This window comes from Dactylosporangium sp. NPDC005572 (assembly GCF_040605515.1).
Lineage (GTDB): Bacteria > Actinomycetota > Actinomycetes > Mycobacteriales > Micromonosporaceae > Dactylosporangium.
Window position 1 is genome coordinate 33,358 of the sequence record NZ_JBEXCY010000003.1, and the last position, 20,291, is coordinate 53,648.

15 protein-coding genes and 1 riboswitch are annotated in these 20,291 nt (G+C 70.9%); of the genes, 5 read left to right on the forward strand and 10 right to left on the reverse strand.

Annotated elements, in window-relative coordinates; all coding sequences use genetic code 11:
* Positions 1–666 precede the first annotated feature (666 nt).
* Together ABZS66_RS02455 and ABZS66_RS02460 are read left to right on the forward strand one after the other, a co-directional pair.
* Entirely contained in the window at positions 667–1,536 is an 870-nt protein-coding gene (locus ABZS66_RS02455; RefSeq protein WP_354754381.1) for a GNAT family N-acetyltransferase, read from the forward strand.
* 84 nt (positions 1,537–1,620) lie between these two features.
* Complete coding sequence (locus tag ABZS66_RS02460) at positions 1,621–2,706, forward strand: dipeptidase (protein ID WP_354754383.1); 1,086 nt, start codon at positions 1,621–1,623, stop codon at positions 2,704–2,706.
* 89 nt (positions 2,707–2,795) lie between these two features.
* Here ABZS66_RS02460 and groL read toward each other — a convergent pair whose 3' ends face one another.
* From groL to ABZS66_RS02480, 4 genes are all read right to left on the reverse strand, one after another.
* Positions 2,796–4,418 (reverse strand): chaperonin GroEL, encoded by a 1,623-nt coding sequence (gene groL, locus ABZS66_RS02465; RefSeq protein WP_354754385.1) that lies wholly within the window; start codon positions 4,416–4,418, stop codon positions 2,796–2,798.
* A 476-nt stretch (positions 4,419–4,894) separates the two neighbouring features.
* The gene (locus ABZS66_RS02470; RefSeq protein ID WP_190251253.1) at positions 4,895–5,098 is read right to left on the reverse strand and encodes a cold-shock protein; all 204 of its coding nucleotides are present in this window, start codon (positions 5,096–5,098) and stop codon (positions 4,895–4,897) included.
* A gap of 272 nt (positions 5,099–5,370) precedes the next feature.
* Positions 5,371–7,041: a phenylacetic acid degradation protein PaaN gene (paaN, locus tag ABZS66_RS02475; protein ID WP_354754387.1), complete on the reverse strand. Its 1,671-nt coding sequence runs from the start codon at positions 7,039–7,041 to the stop codon at positions 5,371–5,373.
* Between the two features lie 94 nt (positions 7,042–7,135).
* The gene (locus ABZS66_RS02480) at positions 7,136–8,392 is read right to left on the reverse strand and encodes an MFS transporter (protein WP_354754389.1); all 1,257 of its coding nucleotides are present in this window, start codon (positions 8,390–8,392) and stop codon (positions 7,136–7,138) included.
* A gap of 51 nt (positions 8,393–8,443) precedes the next feature.
* Between ABZS66_RS02480 and ABZS66_RS02485 the strand changes: the two genes are divergently transcribed.
* Positions 8,444–8,941 carry a winged helix-turn-helix domain-containing protein gene (locus ABZS66_RS02485; protein WP_354754391.1) on the forward strand — a complete coding sequence of 166 codons (498 nt, stop codon included), beginning with the start codon at positions 8,444–8,446 and terminating at the stop codon, positions 8,939–8,941.
* On the opposite strand, the gene ABZS66_RS02490 is transcribed toward ABZS66_RS02485, so the two are convergent.
* Both ABZS66_RS02490 and thrC read right to left on the reverse strand, forming a co-directional pair.
* The gene (locus tag ABZS66_RS02490) at positions 8,930–9,937 is read right to left on the reverse strand and encodes a GNAT family N-acetyltransferase (RefSeq protein WP_354754393.1); all 1,008 of its coding nucleotides are present in this window, start codon (positions 9,935–9,937) and stop codon (positions 8,930–8,932) included. The genes ABZS66_RS02485 and ABZS66_RS02490 overlap by 12 nt on opposite strands.
* A gap of 346 nt (positions 9,938–10,283) precedes the next feature.
* Positions 10,284–11,552, reverse strand: coding sequence for a threonine synthase (thrC, locus tag ABZS66_RS02495; protein WP_354754395.1), 1,269 nt, complete (start codon positions 11,550–11,552; stop codon positions 10,284–10,286).
* 11 nt (positions 11,553–11,563) lie between these two features.
* Positions 11,564–11,693: riboswitch (SAM riboswitch) on the reverse strand.
* A gap of 94 nt (positions 11,694–11,787) precedes the next feature.
* Here thrC and ABZS66_RS02500 point away from each other — a divergent pair.
* Positions 11,788–12,705: a glucosyl-3-phosphoglycerate synthase gene (locus ABZS66_RS02500; protein ID WP_354754397.1), complete on the forward strand. Its 918-nt coding sequence runs from the start codon at positions 11,788–11,790 to the stop codon at positions 12,703–12,705.
* Here the strand turns inward: ABZS66_RS02500 and ABZS66_RS02505 are convergent.
* The 3 genes from ABZS66_RS02505 to ABZS66_RS02515 all read right to left on the reverse strand — a co-directional run bounded on the left by ABZS66_RS02505 (position 12,693) and on the right by ABZS66_RS02515 (position 17,598).
* A complete protein-coding gene (locus ABZS66_RS02505) occupies positions 12,693–13,175 on the reverse strand; it encodes a hypothetical protein (RefSeq protein WP_354754398.1) in 483 nt (160 codons plus the stop codon). The genes ABZS66_RS02500 and ABZS66_RS02505 overlap by 13 nt on opposite strands.
* Before the next feature lie 848 nt (positions 13,176–14,023).
* A complete protein-coding gene (locus ABZS66_RS02510) occupies positions 14,024–14,893 on the reverse strand; it encodes an ABC transporter permease subunit (RefSeq protein WP_354754400.1) in 870 nt (289 codons plus the stop codon).
* Complete coding sequence (locus ABZS66_RS02515) at positions 14,893–17,598, reverse strand: alpha/beta fold hydrolase (RefSeq protein ID WP_354754402.1); 2,706 nt, start codon at positions 17,596–17,598, stop codon at positions 14,893–14,895. Before ABZS66_RS02515 ends, ABZS66_RS02510 begins: the two co-directional genes overlap by 1 nt.
* A 77-nt stretch (positions 17,599–17,675) precedes the next feature.
* Between ABZS66_RS02515 and ABZS66_RS02520 the strand changes: the two genes are divergently transcribed.
* The gene (locus tag ABZS66_RS02520) at positions 17,676–19,907 is read left to right on the forward strand and encodes an AAA family ATPase (protein ID WP_354754404.1); all 2,232 of its coding nucleotides are present in this window, start codon (positions 17,676–17,678) and stop codon (positions 19,905–19,907) included.
* Here the strand turns inward: ABZS66_RS02520 and ABZS66_RS02525 are convergent.
* Positions 19,904–20,251: a DUF3263 domain-containing protein gene (locus tag ABZS66_RS02525; RefSeq protein WP_354754406.1), complete on the reverse strand. Its 348-nt coding sequence runs from the start codon at positions 20,249–20,251 to the stop codon at positions 19,904–19,906. The two genes, ABZS66_RS02520 and ABZS66_RS02525, sit on opposite strands and share 4 nt — an antisense overlap.
* Between the last annotated feature and the right edge of the window lie 40 nt (positions 20,252–20,291).

The window sequence follows — 20,291 nt, forward strand, 5'->3', positions numbered from 1 at the left end:
CCCCTCGGCCCGCCCTCATTCCCCGCCGCCCCTCGGCCCGCCCTCATTCCCCGCCGCTCCTCGGCATGTAGGCACAGCCGCCCATCACCGCCCTCGTCCCGTCCGCGCCGATCCCACGTCATCTCGCCGCCGTCCGTCAGAATGTGGACAAAGTGCCCACCACGGCGCCCATTCGGCGGGCGCTCCCCGACCGCGGGCTCGACGCCACCCGAGCCGCCCTCGGCTTGCACTCACCAAGTGGACAAAGCGCCCATCGCCGTTCCCGTCCGCCTTGCGCCCACCCACCGGCCCGCCTCGGCTTGTGGGCGCGGCCGCTTCCAATGCCGCGCTCGCCCCACCCCGCCGTCAGCCCATCGCCACGCCCCGAGCCGCAGGTGCTCCGTGACCGACAGATCCGAAATATCCGTTACGCGGCCAGCCGGCGGCGGGCGGAGCGGGCGGCAGCGCGCCCTCGACTCTCCCGCCCTCGGGGCGTCCGTCGAATCGCTCATGATCGAGGGAAACTTGTGGTTGTTATGGCGGCCAGATGTTTCCCTTGATCATGGAAGGCTGGCACCGGGTTGGTCATCGGTGGCTGTAACAGGGTTTGTTACATCGTGGTGACGACCTGGGTGGGTGGGCCTGTTTGCGGCGGCCCGCGCGGTAACAGTTAGGTATGTTTACCAAATGATCGTGGACCTTGCGGAGCTGGACACCGCTGCGCGGATCGCGGCCGAGGCGCTTGATCTTGACGGTGACTCGGGCGAGGCGCGGCTGCTTGTGCGGCGGCTCGCTGACGGGCCGGGCGGGCGGATCGGGTTTCGGTTCGTGGACGGCCGCGGGGACGGGGTCGTCTTCGGGTCCGTCAGCGATCGGGATCCGCGGCTCGGCTACGTCGAGCTGCTTGCCGTGCGAGAAAGCGCGCGGCGGCGGGGCGTCGGGAGTCAGCTGCTGGCCGCGGCCGAGGACCGGCTGCGCGGGCTCGGGTGTGAGCGGGTTCGGCTCGGGGGGAACCCGCCGTGTTACGCCTGGCCGGGGATCGACGTGCGGTACACCGCGGCGGTCTGTCTTGCCAACAAGAGCGGGTACGGCCTTGAGGACACCGCCTGGAACATGACCGCCGACCTGCACCGCAGCAGCGACGACGCCGAGCGGGACGAGAACCGGCTCGCCGGGGCCGGGGTGAAGGTCATGGAGGCGCCGCCGGAGACCAGCGAGTGGGTGCGTTCCATCTGGGGCGACGGGTGGGCCTGGGAGGTCGGGCAGTCGATCGGGCGGGACGGCGCCGGGTGTTACGTGGCCGTGCGGGACGGGGAGATCCTCGGCTTCGCGGCGTACGGCGCGAACCGGCCCAGCTGGTTCGGGCCGATGGGCACGGCGCCGGCCGCGGAAGGGCTCGGGGTCGGGCGGGTGCTGCTGCGGCGCTGCCTCGCCGACCAGCGGGCGAACCGGCACGACACCGCGCAGATCGGCTGGGCCGGGCCGGTCGCGTTCTACTCCAAGGCCGTCGGCGCGCGCATCGAGCGCATCTTCTGGATCTACGGCAAGGCGCTGTAGCGGTGCACGATGGCCGCGTTCGCCGCCGTCGTGCAGGCCACTTCACCGTATGAGGACGCGGCAAAACACGCATAAGGTCGAGCCATGAGCGCTGCTGTACCGGTCATCGACGGACACAACGACCTTCCATGGCGCCTGCGCGTGCGCGACCCGCACGACCGGCTCGACATCGGGACGGATCTGAGCGGGCACAAGCTCCACACCGACCTGCCGCGGCTGCGCAAAGGCGGGGTGGGTGCGCAGTTCTGGTCCGTGTACGTGCCGGTCGACCGGCCGGAGGCGACCGCCGCGGTACAGGTGCTGGAACAGATCGACCTTGTTCGACGGCTGGCCGAGCGCCACCCCGGCGACCTGGCCCTGGCCACGAGCGCCGACGACATCGTGCGCATCGCCGCCTCGGGGCGCATCGCGTCCCTGCTCGGCGCCGAGGGTGGTCACTGTCTGGACAATTCCCTGGGTGTACTGCGGGCGCTGCACCGCCTCGGCGTGCGGTACCTGACGCTGACCCACTCGCGGAACACCACGTGGGCGGACAGCGCGACCGACGAGCCGGCAGTCGGCGGCCTGTCGCCGTTCGGGCACGAGGTGGTACGCGAGATGAACCGGCTCGGCATGCTGGTCGACCTGTCGCACGTCGCCCCGGCCACGATGCACGCCGCGCTGGACACGTCGACCGCCCCGGCGTTCTTCTCGCACTCGTCCGCCCGGGCCCTGTGCGACCACCCGCGCAACGTCCCCGACGACGTCCTGGCCCGCGTGCGCGACACCGGCGGCGTCGTCATGGTGACCTTCGTGCCGTTCTTCCTGAACGAGGCGTGCCGGCAGTGGGGCGACGAGCTGTACCGCGTCGAGGACGCCATCACGTCCCCGTGGGACACCGCGGACTTCGAGCGGGAACGAACCGCGTGGATCGCGGCCAACCCGTGCCCTCCATCGACCATCAGCGATGTGGCCGACCACGTCGAGCACGTCCGCTCGGTGGCGGGCCTCGGAGCGGTCGGCCTGGGCGGGGATTTCGACGGTACCGAGGTGCTGCCCGACGGCCTGCACGACGTGAGCACGTACCCGGCCCTGTTCGAGGAGCTGAGCTCCCGCGGCTGGTCCGAGCGCGAGCTGCGCGCGCTCGGCTGGGACAACACACTGCGCGTCCTGCGCGAAACCTGCGGCTAGCGCCCCACGCATGTGTCGTCCCGCGGCCTACAGAACGCGAAGCGGGCCGGGCACCTTGCGGTGCCCGGCCCGTTCACGTGAGCTCGGACTCAGAAGTCCATGTCGCCGCCGCCGGGGGCGCCGGCCGGGGCCTTCTCCTTCTCCGGCTTGTCCGCCACCACGGCCTCCGTGGTGAGGAACAGGGCCGCGATCGACGCGGCGTTCTGCAGCGCGGAGCGGGTCACCTTGGCCGGGTCGATGATGCCCTCGGCCAGCAGGTTGACGTAGTCGCCCGTCGCGGCGTTGAGGCCGTGACCGGCCTCCAGGTTGCGCACGCGCTCGACGACGACGCCGCCCTCGAGGCCCGCGTTGACCGCGATCTGACGCAGCGGGGCGTCGAGCGCGACCTTCACGATCTGCGCACCGGTCGCCTCGTCGCCGACCAGGTCGAGCTTGTCGAACGCCGTCTTGCCGGCCTGGACCAGCGCGACGCCACCACCCGGGACGATGCCCTCCTCGACGGCCGCCTTCGCGTTGCGAACGGCGTCCTCGATGCGGTGCTTGCGCTCCTTGAGCTCGACCTCGGTCGCGGCGCCGACCTTGATGACCGCAACGCCGCCGGCCAGCTTGGCCAGGCGCTCCTGCAGCTTCTCGCGGTCGTAGTCGCTGTCGCTCTTCTCGATCTCGGCACGGATCTGCGCGACGCGGCCGTTGATGGCCTCGGCGTCGCCCGAGCCGTCGACGATCGTGGTCTCGTCCTTGGTCACGACGACCTTGCGGGCGCGACCGAGCAGGCCGAGGTCGGCGTTCTCCAGCTTGAGGCCGACGGTCTCGCTGATGACCTGACCACCGGTCAGGATCGCGATGTCGGTCAGCATCGCCTTGCGGCGGTCACCGAAGCCGGGGGCCTTGACGGCGACCGACTTGAAGGTGCCGCGGATCTTGTTCACCACGAGGGTCGCCAGGGCCTCGGCCTCGACGTCCTCGGAGATGATCGCGAGCGGCTTGCCCGACTGCATGACCTTCTCCAGCACCGGGAGGAGGTCCTTCACCGCGGAGATCTTCGACTCGACGATGAGGATGTAGGGGTCGTCGAGGACGGCCTCCATCCGCTCGGTGTCGGTCACGAAGTACGGCGAGATGTAGCCCTTGTCGAAGCGCATGCCCTCGGTGAGCTCCAGCTCGAGCCCGAAGGTGTTGCTCTCCTCGACGGTGATGACGCCTTCCTTGCCGACCTTGTCCATCGCCTCGGCGATGATCTCGCCGACCGTGGAGTCACCGGCGGAGATCGAGGCGGTGGAGGCGATCTGCTCCTTGGTCTCGACGTCCTTGGCCAGGTTGGCGAGCTCGTCGGCGACGGACGCGACCGCCGCCTCGATGCCGCGCTTCAGGGCCATCGGGTTGGCGCCGGCCGCGACGTTGCGCAGGCCTTCGCGCACGAGCGCCTGGGCCAGGACGGTCGCCGTCGTCGTGCCGTCACCGGCAACGTCGTCGGTCTTCTTGGCGACCTCCTTGACCAGCTCGGCGCCGATCTTCTCGTACGGGTCCTCGAGCTCGATCTCCTTGGCGATGCTCACACCATCGTTGGTGATGGTGGGGGCGCCCCACTTCTTCTCGAGGACGACGTTGCGGCCCTTCGGGCCCAGCGTCACCTTGACGGCGTCGGCGAGGGTGTTCATGCCCCGCTCAAGACCGCGGCGCGCTTCCTCGTCGAACGCGATAATCTTGGCCATTCGGCGTTGTCCTCCTGGACATCCACGATTCGCCTGCGACCCGCGTGGGGCCGGCGGCTCACCGCCTGCTTTCGCACCTTCGGGGATCCACCGGATCCTCGTTGGTCGGGCCGGAATAGCCCGCGACGACCAGCCTCTCGGTGTTTGCACACCGGAGGACTGCACCGCCCCGACCGTTGGCACTCACCAGTTGGGAGTGCCAACACCTTGTTTAGCACTCTGCCCGGTCGAGTGCAAGCAAAGCCCGGGTGACGCCCGAGGTGGACGACCACGCAGCGCAACGACGGGTTGATCACGGAGCGCAACCGCCGCGGGGGCCCCGCAGGGCCCGGCGGCGCCGGCAAGCCCGAAGAAGTGACCAAGCCGTTAATTCGGACGAATGGCTTCGCATCCCGCGAATCGTCCGGAAAAAGACGCAGGGCACCGATCCTCATCAATGAGGACGGTGCCCCGGCGGGGTTTCTGCGGACGTTTCGTCAGGCGAGGAGCCGGACCCCCTCTGCCTGAGGGCCCTTCTGGCCCTGCGCGATCTCGAACTCGACGCGCTGTCCGTCTTCCAGCGACTTGTAGCCGTCCATCTGGATCGCGGAGAAGTGGACGAACACGTCCTGTCCCCCGTCGACCGCGATGAAGCCGTAGCCCTTCTCGCTGTTGAACCACTTGACGGTGCCCTGTGCCACGGTGCACTTCCTCTACTTCGGTCCTTCTGCGTCACTCGGCTGGCTGTGGGGACCAGCCGGCGGGTCTTCGACCCACGACGCCGGGTCCGGGGGTGGCACCGGCGAAGGAACGACGACCGAAACGCACGGTACACGAGCTAAGGCAGCCCTCGACAGGCCCAAATCGGACAGCAAGGTCACGAATCAAGCAGGTGGAAAAGGTCGCCGAGCATGCCTTCTCGGCGACCTTTCTTTGCCGAGTCAAGCATCGCCCGGCGACTACGTGTAGGTAACTAGACGTGGCGGCGGGACTGGACGACCCGGAAGCGGTTGGCCACGTACGCACCGTCCGTGAGCGCCGCATTGGCCGCCGGATTGGCACCGCTGGCGTGGAAGTCGGAAAACGCCGCCGACTGGTTCACGAAGACCCCGCCGGTCAAGTTGACTGACAAATGCACGCCTGCGTCCAGCGCCGCCTCTTCCATCTCGTCGAGCACATCCGGCGATGTGGAATAGACCGAGGCGGTCAATGCGCCCTTCCGTCCGACGGTGTCGGTGAAGATCCGCAAACTGCCCGCAGTGGAATCGGTGGCGACAACGAACGAAATTGGGCCGAACCACTCGGTGCCATACGTCTCGGCATCGTCCGCACCGAGTTTCCGGATGAGTGGCGTGCGGACGGTGGCGCCTTCGTACGCCGGATGCGAAACGTCTGAGGATTCGAGCACCGACTCACCAACGTGAGACGCTTTCTCGATTCGGGAGAGAACGTTGTCGTTCACGATCGCGCCGGTGAGTTCGACGCCGCGCGCCGGGTCGGCGGTGAGCTTCCCGACCGCGTCCGCGATGCCGGCCGCGACGTCGTCGAGGCTCTTGTGCCCCTCGTCGGAGGCGATGCCGGCCAACGGGACGAGGATGTTCTGCGGCGTCGTGCACATCTGCCCGGAGTACAACACCAATGAGAATCCGATGTTGCGGCACATCCCGGCGAAATCGTCGGTGGAGTCCACCACGATGGTGTTGACGCCGGCCTTCTCCGTGTAGACGGCGGCCTGCCGCGCGTTGCCCTCGAGCCAGTCGCCGAACTCGGTCGAGCCGGTGAAGTCGATGATGCGCACCTCGGGGCGCAGGGCGAGCGTCTTGGCCAGGCCCTCGCCGGGCGCCTCGGCGGCGAGCACGACCAGGTTGGGGTCGAAGCCGGCCTCGGCGAGCACCTCGCGGGCGATCTTCACGGTGATGGCGAGCGGCAGCACCGCGCGCGGGTGCGGCTTGACGACGACGGGGTTGCCCGTCACCAGCGAGGCGAAGAAGCCCGGGTACGAGTTCCAGGTCGGGAACGTGTTGCAGCCGATGACGAGGGCGATGCCCCGCGGTACGACATGGAAGGTCTTGCTCATGTGCAGCGTCTGACCCTTGCCGGCGGGCTTCTCCCAGTCGGCGGTGGCGGGCGTGCGGGTCATCTCACGGTAGGCGTAGGCGATGGCCTCCAGCGCCCGGTCGAACGCGTGCGGGGCGCCGGCCTGGAAGGCCATGACGAAGGCCTGGCCGGTCGTGGCGTGCACCGCGTTGGCCAACTCGAACGAGGCGGCGTGCAGGCGGGTCAGGATCTCCAGGCAGACGCCGGTGCGGGCCTGCGGGCCGGCCGCGCGCCAGGCGGGCCGGGCCGCGGTCATCGCGTCGAGGAACGAGGGGTCGAGGTGCGGGTAGCGCACGTCGAGGGCGATGCCGAACGGCGACGTCTCGGTCGCGACCCAGTCGGTCACGCCGGGCTGGTCCTTCAGGGGGAAGTCGGCGCCGAGGTAGGCCCGGAAGGCCGCCTCGCCGTCGGCCGCGGCGGTCTCGCCGTAGACGCGGGGACTGGGTGACTCAGGGAACGCGGACCAGTACGACCGCTCGGCGATCGCGGTCAGCGCCCGCTCCAGCGTGTCGGTGTGCTTGGTGAACATGGGGTGTGAGTTCTCCATGCCGCCATCCTGCCACCGGAAGAGCGCCGATCTTGCGGTTGTGTCGAGCTTCAGCGACTGGAGGCGGCACCGCCCGGCACAACCACAAGATCGGCTATTTCCGCACCGCCTCCGTGCCCGCGGGGGCGGCGGGAGTCAGTTCGCGCATCGAGCGCAAGGGTGACACGAGAATGGGGACCACGGCGACCAGCGCGCCGACCGAGGCGACCCAGAGCGCCTCGTGGACGCCGATCGCCGAGGCGAGCGCGCCGCCGGCCAGGGCACCGAGCGGGAGCGTGCCCCAGACGATGAACCGCATCGTCGCGTTCATCCGGCCGAGGAGCGCGTCGGGGGTGATGCCCTGGCGGAAGCTCACCTGGTTGACGTTGTAGACGATCACCCCGATGCCGAAGAGGGCGCTGCCGGCCGCGGCGAGCCAGAGCCGCCAGCCCGGCGCCGCCAGCGGGACGAGCAGGCCGCCGAGGTCGCCGACCAGGATGCCGAGCCAGATCGCCGGCCCCGCCCCGACCAGCTGGGTGATCGGGCGGACGAGGAACGCGCCCGCGAGCGCGCCGAGGCCGCCGACCGTGAAGAACAGGCCGATGAGGGCCGGCGACAGCGCCAGCTCGCGGGCCAGGAACATGACCAGCGTGGCCTGGACGATGGCGCCGAAGAAGTTGGCGGTACCGGTACAGGCCGCGATGGCCCGCAGCAGCCGGTTGCCGACGACGAACCGCAACCCCTCCAGGATCTCGCGGCCGAGATGCGCGTCGGGATGCCGCTCGGGCCGCTCCTCGATCCGGCGGATCCGGCCCAGGAAGAGGGCCGAGACCAGGTAGCTCACCCCGTCGACCAGCATCGCGACGGGCCCGCCGACCGCTTTGACGAGCAGACCGGCCACGGTCGGGCCGCCGATCTGCGCGGTCGAGCGCACGAGCTCGAGCCGCGAGTTGCCCTCGACCAGGTGCTCCTTGCCCACCAGGAAGGGCAGGTAGCTCTGGTACGACACGTCGAAGAAGACCGTGCAGACGCCGGCGAGCAGGCCCACAAGGTACAGCTGGGGCATCGAAAGGACATCGAGCCACCACGCGACCGGGACCGAGACCAGCAGCACCGCCCGCAGCAGGTCGGCAATGACCATCGCGCCGCGCCGCCGCACCCGGTCGACCAGGGCGCCCGCCGGCAGGCCCACGAGCAGGAACGCCGCGGTCTCGGCGGCGGTGAGGATGCCGACCTCCAGCGGCGAGGCCTGCAGGTTGAGCACCGCGACGAGCGGCAGCGCCAGCACGCTCACCTGGGTGCCGACCTGACTGATCGTGTCGGCGGTGAACAGCTGACGGAAATCATGGTCGCGCAGCAGTCCGACCCTCACGAGCCCACTGTCAGCGACTGATTGGGAAAAGTCAATCGGTAGGATTACGCCGTGGGCAGACAACTACGGCCGGCCACCGAGGCCGAGGCCAAGGCGCTCGCGTCATCGACGCGGCTGCGCATCATCCGGGTCTGCCTGGACCGCGCCCTGACCAACAAGGAGATCGCGCTGCGGCTCGAGCTCAACCCGGCCACCGCGCTCCACCACGTGCGCACGCTGGTCGCGACCGGGTTCCTGGAGCCGCAGGAGGAGCGGCGCGGGCCGCGCGGCTCGCGGGAGGTGCCCTACCTGTCGACGAACAAGTCCTGGGACCTCGACGTCGGGCGGGGGCACCAGGCGGTACTGGAGGCGTTCCAGGAGGAGCTGGCGATCGCCGAGCAGCCGGCGCACTTCGCCCGGCTGGGCCTGCGGCTCACCGACGAGGAGTGGGAGGAGCTGCAGGACCGGTTCGCCGAGCTGCTCGACGAGTACGCGGCCCGGGACCGTCGTGGCCCGGGCCGGCCGTACTCGATCTTCCTGGCGCTCTACGAGGACCGGTCACGCGATTGAGCCCTGCCAGTTCGCCCACCGTTCGCGGACCTGGAAGCCCATCGCCTCGTTGATCGCGATCATGTGCGCGTTGACCTCGGCGTTGAACGTGTCGATCACGCGGACGGTCGGCACCGCTTCGCGGAGAAAACGAAGGTTCTCGATCTTCGACACCACGCCGAGCCGATGACCACGGTGCTGCGGGTGCACCAGCGTGATCTGCTGCCAGGCGTGCCAGTCGACGGTCTTCTGCATCCGGATCCCGCTCCAGGCGACGAGCCGGCCGCTCGCGTCGTGCAGCACGCCGGTGTTGTACGTGTGCTTGCCGTGCTGTGACCGAACCTCGTCCTTCTGCCGGAGCCGGTCGGCGTCGATCTGCTCGGGCTCGTAGTCGAGCTCGCCCATCGGCGCCTCGTCGATGAACGAGCTGTCGAGCGCGGCCGCGTCCTCCAGCAGCTCGTCGGGCGTGCGATTGCCCCAGCGCACCACCGAGTAGCCGGCGGCCCGGGCCAGGCCCTCGGCGTGCAGCCGGTCGAGCAGGGCATCGTCCACGGTCGACAGGTCGAGGCGACGGCGGACATCGGTCAGCTTCGACTCCAGGCCGAGCGCGTGGGCGAAGCCCTCCACGTGGAAGGTGCTGAAGCCGAGGGCCGAGCGGCGGCCCTGGTCGCGGGCGAACGCCGCCGCGTGCGCGTAGAGCGCCCGGCCGACGCCCCTGCGCCGAGCCGCGGGCACGACGGAGACGTCGATCATCGCCTTGTCGAGGTTGTCCCAGAGTGGCAGGTCGACCATCGCCGTGCCGACGGGCCCGCCGTCGCGGCGGCCGAGGAAGGTGTGCCGCGCCATGCCGGGCATCGGCACCAAGAGATGCTGGTCGTGCTCGTAGCGACAGTTGGGCGGGAACTCGGGATAGTCCGCGAGCATCGCCTCGTTGCCCACCTGGAACGCCGCGTCGACGGCCGCCGGATCATCGGCGCGCACCTCGACGATCTCGAGCGTGGAGAGGTCCTGGGTCATGCGGCCAGCCTGACCGACGGGCCCATCGACCGGCAACGAATTTTCCCGCGGATGGCACCTGACCCCGGAAATGGTCGAGAGGACGCTCGCCAACACCTCCGGTGTTGTGGTCGCGGACTTCGGGGCCAGAGCCCCGGGTCTCGCGGCGACACGTCCTCCCGCACCGAGCATCCTGGACCCCGCGACAAAGGGCGTCAAGTCCCTCGCACAGCGGACCGCGCGAGTGCGGTCACGCTGCGTTGCGGCCGGATCCTCCAATCGGACGAGTGCGTCCTCGTCCAAGCGTGGAAGCGCTCTCTCTCCGTGAACGGACAGTAGCGAAATCACCCCTGGGCGGGCGGAAAAATCATCCCAGCAGCCCGGCCTCGCGGGCCGACTTCAGCGAGGGCTTGACGCGGTGCGTGAAGCCCACCCGGTCGGCGACCGCATCGAGGGTCTTCAGGCCGTCGCCGGTGTTGAAGATGACCGTCTCCGCGGTCGGGTCGAGCTTGCCGGTCTGCACGAGCTTCTGCAGTACCGCCGTCGTCACACCGCCCGCGGTCTCGGCGAAGACACCGGTGGTGCGGGCCAGCAGCTGGATGCCGGCACGGATCTCGTCGTCGTCGACGTACTCCATCCAGCCGCCGGTGCGGCGGACGGACTCCAGCGCGTAGATGCCGGCGGCCGGGTCGCCGATGTTCAGCGACTTCGCGATGCCGGTGGGCTTGACCGGGACGATCTCGTCGACGCCCTTGTGCAGGGCCGTCGCGATCGGGTTGCAGCCGGCCGACTGCGCGCCGAACACCTTCCACTCGCTCGGCGGGACCAGGCCGATCTCGACCAGCTCGCTGAACGCCTTGTCGACCTTGGTGAGCAGCTCGCCGCTGGCCATCGGGATGACCACCTGGGCCGGGATGCGCCAGCCGAGCTGCTCGGCCACCTCGTACCCGAGCGTCTTGGAGCCCTCGGCGTAGAACGGGCGGACGTTGACGTTGACGAATGCGGTGTTCTCGAACTCGTCGGTCTCGGTCAGCTCCGAGCAGAGCCGGTTGACCTCGTCGTAGGAGCCCTCGATCGCGACCACCTCGCCGCCGTAGACGGCGGTCATGAGCACCTTGCCGGGCTCGAGGTCGGCCGGGATGAACACGGTCGACGGGACGCCGGCACGGGCCGCGTGCGCGGCGACGGAGTTGGCGAGGTTGCCGGTGGAGGCGCAGGAGTACCGCGTGAAGCCCAGCGCCTTGGCCGCCGTGAGCGCGACCGAGACGACGCGGTCCTTGAACGAGTGGGTCGGGTTGGCCGAGTCGTCCTTGACCCACAGCGGGGCGGTGAAGCCGAGCTCGGCGGCCAGCACGTCGGCCTTGACCAGCGGGGTGAGCCCCGGGTCGAGCGTGACGCGGCCGGCCGGGTCCTTACCCACCGGCAGCAGCGGCGCGTAGCGCCAGATGTTCTTGGGTCCCGCTTCGATCTCGGCCCGGGTGACCTTGGCCAGCGCCTCGGCGTCGTAACCGACCTCGAGCGGGCCGAAACACTCGAAACAGGCGTGCTGCGCCGCGAGGGGGAAGGTGGCTCCGCAACCGCGACAGACGAGGTGGCGGGCCGGGGAGTCGGTGAAGATGCTGAGCGTCGAGGTCATGTCGAGGTTTCCTCTCATCTTCCCCGGGTGTTGCACCGGGACGGAATTGGCACCTACCGCGACCGCCTCGCCATCGAGTCGTCGTCGCAGGGGTTGCCGGGGCTTCATCGGGCCGTATCCCTCTGCCCCTCTGGATGAGGTATGTAGTTGTGTCGTGCGCGTTTCAGTGTAAGGGGCACCACGGCACCCACCGTATGAGTCATCTCACGGGTTGGACGTGACTACGGTTTCACTCATGCACCCTTCCGCGGCGGCCTGGTTCGCCGCCCGAACCGCCTCCTGGCTGGACTTTCCCGTCGCCGCGTTGGCCGCGCAGAAGCGGGACACCCGCGTCTCGGTGGTCCTCCCGGCGCTCGACGAGGAGCCCACCGTCGGCGAGATCGTCACCGGCGTACTCACCCTCGGCTCACTCGTGGACGAGGTCGTGGTGGTCGACTCGGGCTCCGTCGACCGCACCGCCGAGGTGGCCGCCGCGGCCGGTGCCGTGGTCCACCACCGCGACGACATCCTGCCGTGGACCGGTTCCCGCCCGGGCAAGGGCGAGGTCCTGTGGAAGGCGCTCGCGGTCACGACGGGCGACATCCTGGTGTACGTCGACGCCGACCTGACCGACTTCCGGCCACACTTCGTGACCGGCCTGCTGGGGCCGCTGTTCGCCGACCCGACCGTCCAGATGGTGAAGGCCTTCTATGACCGGCCATTGCTGGACGTCTCCGCGGCCGGCGGCGGGCGGGTGACCGAGCTCGCCGCGCGCCCGCTGCTCAACGCGCACTTCCCGGAGCTGGCGGGGGTCGTCCAGCCGCTCGCGGGCGAGTACGGGGCCCGGCGGTCGCTGCTGGAGCGCCTGCCGTTCGCGTACGGCTACGGCGTCGAGACCGGCCTGCTCATCGACACCTACCGCACCGCGGGGCTGGACGCGCTCGCCCAGGTCGACCTGGGGCAGCGCACGCACGGCCATCAGGACACGGCGGCGCTGGGCCGGATGGCGGCCACGATCGTCCACACGATCAACGACCGCGTGTCGCCCGAGCACAAGCTGTGGCCGACGCTGACCCAGTTCCGGCGTCATGAGGATGGTGTCGTACCCCAGGTGACCGACGTGTCGCTCCCCGACCGCCCGCCGATGGCGACCGTTGACGGCTACCCGGCGTAGCCCTCTTCGGCTGGGGTGAATGTCCAGAGATTCGCTGTTGTCACTCCGGCCCCGAGCACGGCGAGGGCCAGCCCACCGATCTCGGCCGCGAGCAGCCATCCGGGCGTGTCGATGATGGCGGCGGGCTCGCCACCGGTGAGCCCGCCGACGCCGAGGGCGGCCGCGACGAGCAGGAGCAGCACCAGGATGAGGACCGCGGTGACCCGCAGCATCCAGTGCCCGATCCGCCCGCCGAACGCCGCCAGGATGGCGGTGCCGCCGGCGATCGCCGCGCCGAAGCCGGCGGCGATCGCCCCGATGAGCGTGAAAACCTGGGCGGTGAGGGCCTCGGCGGGTCCGTTGATGGCGTTGGCGTGCTCGGCGTAGGAGGTCCACTCGCCGGCGTGCGCCTGGTCGTAGTAGAGCGCGCCGGAGAGCCCGGCCAGGCCGAGCACGAGCAGTAGGGCACCACCGAACGCCGAGGTCCGCATGGACGGGCACCTTACCGTTCGGTAACCGGTCTATCTCTGCACCCCCGCTGCGGGGCTCGCGGGCTGCGAGTTCTGCTGTCGCCGCGTTCATCCTGCCGCCTGGCTGCGGGGGCTCGCGCCGCCCGGCTGCGGGGGTCCACGCCGCCCGATCAGGGGCTCGCACCGCCCAACCACAGGGCGCTCACGCCGCCCCACCGCAGGCGGCTCATGCCGTCCGACCACAGGGGCTCACGCCGTCCGACGACATTGGGCTCACGCCGTCCGACCGCATGGGGCTCGCACCGCCCAACCAAAGGGCGCTTACGCCGCCCCACCGCAGGCGGCTCACGCCGTCCGACCACAGGGGCTCACGTCGTCCGACGACATTGGGCTCGCGCCGCCCGAGCGCGGACTCCTGGCGCCCGACCGCAAGAGGCTCGCACCGCCTGACCGGGGGCTCGTGTCACTCCGACCGCCGGAGTCACGTCACCCGACCACAACAGGTTCGTGCCGCCTGACCGGGGCTCGCGTCACGCCGACCACAGGGACTCGCGCCGCCCGACCATCGGGGCGCGCGCCGCCCCTGGGTCGCGCCGCCCGCCCATCAGGACTGATGCATCAAGCCTGATGTATCAAATCTGATGTATCACGACTGATGCATCTCAGCCGATGCGCCCGAACTGATGCATCACAAGCGTTGCATCACAAACGATGCATCCGGGCTGATACATCAGAAGCGATGTATCAGAAATGATGCATCAAGCGTGATGGGTGGGTGGGCGCAGTGCAGACGGCCATCGTGCGGCGGACGGCGGCGGGCGGCGGGCGGCGGGCGTGCAGACCGGCAGCCCGACGCGGTGCCGCGAGCGTCAGCTGACCACGTCCTTGCGCAGGAAGCGCCACCAGGCCAGCGAGAAGAAGACCGTCGCGTAGGCCAGCGCCGCTATACAGCCTTTCACCAGGTCGTCGGTCTGCATCGGCGTGGAGAGCAGGCCCAGCCAGGCGTCGCTGTAGTGGGTCGGCAGGACGGTGCGCAGGTTCCCCAGGGCCGTGATCTGGTCGAGGATGTTCGACAGGATCTGCAGCAGCACCGCGCCGCCCACGGCGCCCAGCGGGGCGTCGGTCAACACCGACAGCAGGAACGCCAGCGACGCCACCACGAGCATCGAGACGCACAGGTAGCCGACGATCTCCAGCAGGCGCAGGATGGTCTGACCCCCGGTGATCTCACCGCCGATCGGGCCGCTCAGCGGCGCCCAGCCGTAGCGCAGGGTGCCGGCCAGCAGCGCGGTCGCGACCAGGGTCAGCACCGCGAGCAGGCTGTAGAGCAGCGCCACCGTCACCTTGATGCCCAGCAGGCGGGCCCGTGGGACCGGCATCGCCAGCAGGTAGCGGAGGCTTCCCCAGCTCGCCTCGCTCGCCACCGTGTCGCCGCAGAAGAGCGCGACCACGACGACCAGCAGGAAGCCGGCCGATACGAGCAGGGTGAACAGGGTGAAGTTCGGGCCGCCGGAGGTGGCCAGCTCGGACAGGCGGGAGAACTCGCCGCCGCCGTTCTCGTCGTCGCCGCCACCGCTGTCGAGCTGGAACGCCACCAGGATGATCAGCGGCAGCAGCACCATGAAACCCAGCGCGAGCTGGGTGCGGCGGCGGGCCGCCTGGCGGCGGATCTCCGTCCACAGGGACAGGGTCGCGCCCGGGCGGTAGCCGACCGCGCCGCCCACCACATCGGTCGTCATCAGCGCTCTCCGCTCGCCTTGGTGTCCCCGCCGACGAGCGACAGGAACGCGTCCTCCAACCGCCGGCGCGGGGTGACCCGGTCGATGCCGACCCCGGCCCTCACGAGCGCCGCTACCACTTCGGCGCGCGGCGTCCCGTCGATGTCGACCACCAGGCCGCGCCCGCCGGACCAGGCCACCGAGCGCACGCCGGTCAGCTCCTCCAGCACCTTCTCGGCGGCGTCCACATCGGACACGTCGAGCTGGACGGTCGGCGAGTCGCCGACGATCTCGTCGACCGGGCCGGCCGCGACGACCTCACCCTTGTGCATGACCACGACGTCGGTGCAGGTCTGCTCGACCTCGGCCAGCAGGTGGCTGGAGACCAGCACCGCCCGTCCGCCGGTCGCGTAGCGGCGCAGTACCTTGCGCATCTCGGCGATCTGCGGCGGGTCGAGCCCGTCCGTCGGCTCGTCGAGCACCAGCAGCTCGGGCAGGCCGAGCATGGCCTGGGCGATGGCCAGGCGCTGCTTCATGCCGTGGCTGTAGGTCTTGACCCGGCGGTTGACCGCCGTGCCGAGGCCGGCGATGTCGTAGGCCTCGTCGAAGTGCGCGTCCTCGTGCGGGCGGCCGGTCGCCTTCCAGTACAGCTCCAGGTTCTGCGCGCCGGTGAGGTGCGGCAGGAAGCCCGGCCCCTCGACCAGCGCGCCGACCCGGGAGAGCACCGGCGCGCCGGGCAGCAGCTGGTGGCCGAAGACCAGGATCTCGCCCGCGGTCGGGCGGGTCAGGCCCATCAGCACCCGCAGCGAGGTGGTCTTGCCGGCGCCGTTGGGGCCGAGCAGGCCGACCACCTGCCCGCGCCGGACGGTGAAGTCCACCTTGGACACAGCGACGAAGCTGGCGTACTCCTTGCGCAGCCCGCGCACGACCAGCGGCGTGTCGACGAGCTCAGCGTCGACGCTGCGGTCGATCCGCCTGGTCCGGCGGCGGGCGACCACCAGGACGACCGCCAGCCCGATAAGGATCGCGGCGATCAGCCCGACCAGCACGTACCGCCAGATCACGTTGGGGTTCGCGATCGGCGTCCCGGCGATAGTGGGCAGCGTGACCGCCCCGTCGACGGCCACCTGATAGACGGCCGGCTCCGCCGGCGACCAGTACGCGGTGTCGGCGGTGGCGACCGTGATGCGCACCCGGCTGCCGGCCTCGAAGCGGTGCACCACGGCCGGCAGCGTCACGGTCACCGGCTGGGCGTCGGCGAGGCTCTTGGGCAGGTTCGTGAGCCGGATCGGCGCGATGAGCCCGTCGGGGATCGACGGGGCGCCCTTGGCCGGCACGTCGTAGAGCTTGACGAACAGCACCGCCTCGCCGGTCTCCGACGCCGCCCGGATGCGGACGGTCGGGGCGCCGGCCGCGTCGTACGCCTCGGTGAGCGGCGCCGAGACGAAGTCCGCGTGCTGGCCGGGGATCTCCGCCGAGACGCCCTCGCCGAGCAGGCTGGCGATGTTGGCGATCGGCAGCGAGGAGGTCCCGGCCGGGTTGCCCGCGGGCGGGTTGGCGATGTCCTGCGGCGGGCCCTGCAGGTCGAAGGAGCGGCCGGTGCCGCCGAGCCCCGGATAGTCGTCGACCGACGACGCCGTGGTGACGAGCCCGCGGCCCTGCGCGTTGAGGCCCGAGACCCGCGAGTAGGTGAAGCTGCTGGCGGGCGCGGTGCCGTTGCCCTTCACGTAGTGGTCGAGCCACTGCGCCGTGAGGTACCGCAGCCGATCCACCTCGGACTGCGGGCCGGTGCCGCCGTCGTGCCCGCCGGTGAACCAGGCGACCCGCACCGGGGTGCCGTTGGCGGCGATCCCGCGCGCGTTGGCGTCGCCCTCGCTCAGCGGGAACAGCGTGTCGACCTGCCCCTGGATCAGCAGCGTGGGCGCCTTGATCTGGTCGAGCACCGCGGCCGGGCTGGACTCCCGCAGCAGCGCGACCTCGTCCGGTCCGGCCTCGCCGCTCGTGGCGATCTTGAGGTACGCCTGGCAGATGTCCTTCGCGAAGCGCCCGCACTGGGGGTCGCCGAGCGTCCCCGAGGGGGCCGCCGCGGTCAGCGGGTCGGGGTTGCCGTTACCGAAGAACAGGCCGGCCCACTGTTTCTTGAACACGCCGTTGGGTAGGAACGCGTTCGACAGATCGTTCCAGGTGATCATCGGCACGATTGCATCGACGCGCTTGTCCTGGGCGGCGAGCAGCAGGGCGAGCGCGCCGCCGTAGGAGCCGCCGACCGCGGCCACCTTCGGGTCGCCGCCGTCCTTGGCGATGTCCGGGCGGGCGGCGAGCCAGTCGAGCAGCCGCTGCGCGTCCTTGACCTCCCAGTCGGGGTGGTCGAGGTGGATCTCCCCGGTCGAGCGGCCGAAGCCCTGGGCGGTCCAGGTCAGCACCGCATACCCCAGGCCGGCGAAGTCCTCGGCGTCGCTGCGGACGCTCTGCTTCGTGCCGCCGAAGCCGTGGGCGAGCAGGATCGCCGGGACCGGCTTCGCCGAGCTCGCCGACTTCGGCAGGTAGAGCGTGGTGTCGAGCGCCACCTCGGTGGCGTCGTCAGGCCCGGTGCGAACCGAGATGCGCTGCTCGGACGTCCGGTAGGAGACCGGCGAGGGCAGCGCCGCCCAGACGACGAGGCCGGCCACCAGGACGGTGACCAGCGAGCCGGCGATGAGCTGGCGGCGGGTGACGCGCAATCGCATTGCTAAACGGTACGCATCGGATGTTGCGGGTCGGCGAATCCCTCAGGCCCTTCACAGCAACGGCTACGCTCGGGTGCGTGTCGGCGACCTTGACGCTCACTGCCAGCCTCCGCCCGGCCGCGCTCGACGCCCGCCGCGGCGTGGTCCGGCTGCACCCCGAGGTGCTCACCGCGCTCGGGCTGCGCCCGGGCGACCCGATCTCGCTCACCGGCCGCCGCGCCTCGGCCGGCATCGTCGCCGTCGCCGAGCCGGGCGCCAGCCGCGCCCTCCTCTACGCCGACGACCTGCTGCTCGGCAACCTCGGCCTGCGCGACGGCGGTCAGGTCACCGTGGCCGCCGCGCCGCTGCGGGCCGCGCAGCACGTGACGCTCGCCGGACCGCCGGAGATCGTCGCCGTCGTCTCGCCCGAGATGCTGCGGCTCGCCCTGCTGGGCAAGGTCGTGACGGTCGGCGACAACGTCTCGCTGCTACCGCAGGACGTCTCGCTCGGCACGCTGCCGACCGCCCCGGCGGCCGCGACCGTCATGGTCGACCGGGGCCTGGTCGAGGCGGCCCGCAAGAGCCTGTCCAACCGGGTCGGCTACGCGTGGACGAGCGCGCTGCTCACGGTCGTCGCCGCCGACCCCGACCCGGGTGCCCTGGTCACCATGGACACCGCGGTCGGCTGGCAGCACGGCCAGCAGACCCACGCCCCGGGCACGGTCGTGACCACGCCGGCCTCGACGCCGGCGGCGAGGCCCGTCGTGAACCTGGACGACCTGCCCGGACTGCGGGCCCAGGCGGAGCAGCTGATCGAGCTGCTCGACCTCGGCTTCCACCACGGCGAGGTGCTGTCGAAGCTCGGCACCACGATGTCGCTCGGCGTGCTCATCACCGGCCCCGCCGGCTCCGGCAAGTCGGCCCTCGTCCACGCCGTCGCCGCGCAGGTCGAGGCCCAGGTCGTCGCGCTCTGGGCGCCGGAGATCGCGGCCCTGACCAACAACGACGCGGCCGCCCGCCTGCGCAAGGCGGCCGACGAGATGCGCGCCCCCGGCCCGGCCATCCTGCTGATCTCCGACGTTGACGCGCTCGCCCCGCGCGACCAGCCCGGGCCGCTGTCGACGGTGTTCCGCCAGCTGCTCGGCGAGCTGATCCGCGAGGGCGAGGCGGTCGTCTGCACCACCAGCCGGCCCGAGTCGGTCGACCCGGCGCTGCACTCCCCCGAACTGCTCGCGCACGAGATCGCGCTGCCGCTGCCCGACATGGCGCTGCGCCGGGAACAGCTCGGCGTGCTGACCCGGGGCATGCCGCTCGACGACGACGTCAAGCTCGACGACGTGGCCGCCCGCACGCCCGGATTCGTCGCCGCCGACCTCGCGGCGCTGGCTCGGGAGGCTGGTGTACGGGCAGCGCTGCGCCACCGTCGCGAAGGCGAGGCGCCCCGGGTCGTGATGGCCGACTTCGAGGCCGCCCTGGAAGTTGTCCGGCCGACGTCGATGGCGGAGTCGTCGCTGGAGCTGGCCAAGGTCACCCTCGACGACGTCGGCGACATGGTCGAGGTCAAGCAGACGCTCACCGAGTCGGTGCTGTGGCCGCTGTCGTACCCCGACGCCTTCTCCCGGCTGGGCATCGAACCGCCGCGCGGCGTGCTGCTCTACGGCCCGCCCGGCTGCGGCAAGACCTACCTCGTGAAGGCGATCGCCGGCACCGGCAAGGCCAACGTGCTCTCGGTGAAGGGCGCCGAGCTGCTGTCCAAGTGGGTCGGCGAGTCCGAGCGCGCGGTCCGCGAGCTGTTCCGGCGGGCCCGCGAGGCGGCGCCGACGCTAGTCTTCCTCGACGAGGTCGACGCCCTCGCCCCGCCCCGCGGCCAGGGCACCGACGGCGGCACGACGGACCGCGTGGTAGCCGCCCTGCTCACGGAACTGGACGGCGTCGAGGCCCTCCGCAACGTGGTCGTGATCGGCGCGACGAACCGCCCCGACCTGGTCGACCCGGCCCTGCTGCGCCCCGGCCGGCTGGAGCGCCTGGTGTTCGTCCCGCCGCCGGACGCCGACGCCCGGGCCGAGATCCTCCGGGCGGCGGCCAAGTCGGTGCCGCTCGCGCCGGACGTCGACCTGAAGACCCTGGCCGCCGACCTGGACCGCTTCTCGGCCGCCGACTGCGCGGCCCTGGTCCGCGAGTCCGCCCTGGCCGCGATGCGCGAGTCCCTGGACGCGACGGAGGTGACCGCGGAGCACGTGGCGATGGCCCGCGAGCGGGTCCGCCCGTCCCTGGACCCGACCCAGGTCACCTGGCTGGCGAACTACGCGGAACAGCAGAAGGCCCGCTAGCGGCGGCGGGCGCGGGAGACGCGCAGGCGGCGCAGGCGTTGGACGACCACCGGCTCGTGGGCCAGGGCCAGCGGGTTGTCGAGCAGCACGTTGAGCAGCTGGTAGTAGCGGGTCGCGGACAGGCCGAACGTGTCGCGGATGGCCTGCTCCTTGGAGCCGGCCTGGCGCCACCAGCGCTTCTCGAACGCCAGGATCTGCTTGCTGCGGTCGTCGAGCTCGGCCGGCTCCTCCTCGACCGCGATGTCGCCGGCAGCCGGCTCGTCAGCCAGGTCACCGTCGACGAAGTCGTCGACGTCCTGAGCTGACGGCTGACTTGGGACGTGCGCGATCTCCTCGCGCTTCATCGCGGACTCCAGCGGGCCTCGGGGGTGCCCCCACACTAAC

Coding starts and splice junctions, on each gene's coding strand:
- ABZS66_RS02455 (WP_354754381.1), top strand. CDS start 667: ATGATCGTGGACCTTGCGGAGCTGGACACCGCTGCGCGGATCGCGGCC.
- ABZS66_RS02460 (WP_354754383.1), top strand. CDS start 1,621: ATGAGCGCTGCTGTACCGGTCATCGACGGACACAACGACCTTCCATGG.
- groL (WP_354754385.1), bottom strand. CDS start 4,418: ATGGCCAAGATTATCGCGTTCGACGAGGAAGCGCGCCGCGGTCTTGAG.
- paaN (WP_354754387.1), bottom strand. CDS start 7,041: ATGGAGAACTCACACCCCATGTTCACCAAGCACACCGACACGCTGGAG.
- ABZS66_RS02490 (WP_354754393.1), bottom strand. CDS start 9,937: ATGACCCAGGACCTCTCCACGCTCGAGATCGTCGAGGTGCGCGCCGAT.
- thrC (WP_354754395.1), bottom strand. CDS start 11,552: ATGACCTCGACGCTCAGCATCTTCACCGACTCCCCGGCCCGCCACCTC.
- ABZS66_RS02500 (WP_354754397.1), top strand. CDS start 11,788: ATGCACCCTTCCGCGGCGGCCTGGTTCGCCGCCCGAACCGCCTCCTGG.
- ABZS66_RS02505 (WP_354754398.1), bottom strand. CDS start 13,175: ATGCGGACCTCGGCGTTCGGTGGTGCCCTACTGCTCGTGCTCGGCCTG.
- ABZS66_RS02510 (WP_354754400.1), bottom strand. CDS start 14,893: ATGACGACCGATGTGGTGGGCGGCGCGGTCGGCTACCGCCCGGGCGCG.
- ABZS66_RS02515 (WP_354754402.1), bottom strand. CDS start 17,598: ATGCGATTGCGCGTCACCCGCCGCCAGCTCATCGCCGGCTCGCTGGTC.
- ABZS66_RS02525 (WP_354754406.1), bottom strand. CDS start 20,251: ATGAAGCGCGAGGAGATCGCGCACGTCCCAAGTCAGCCGTCAGCTCAG.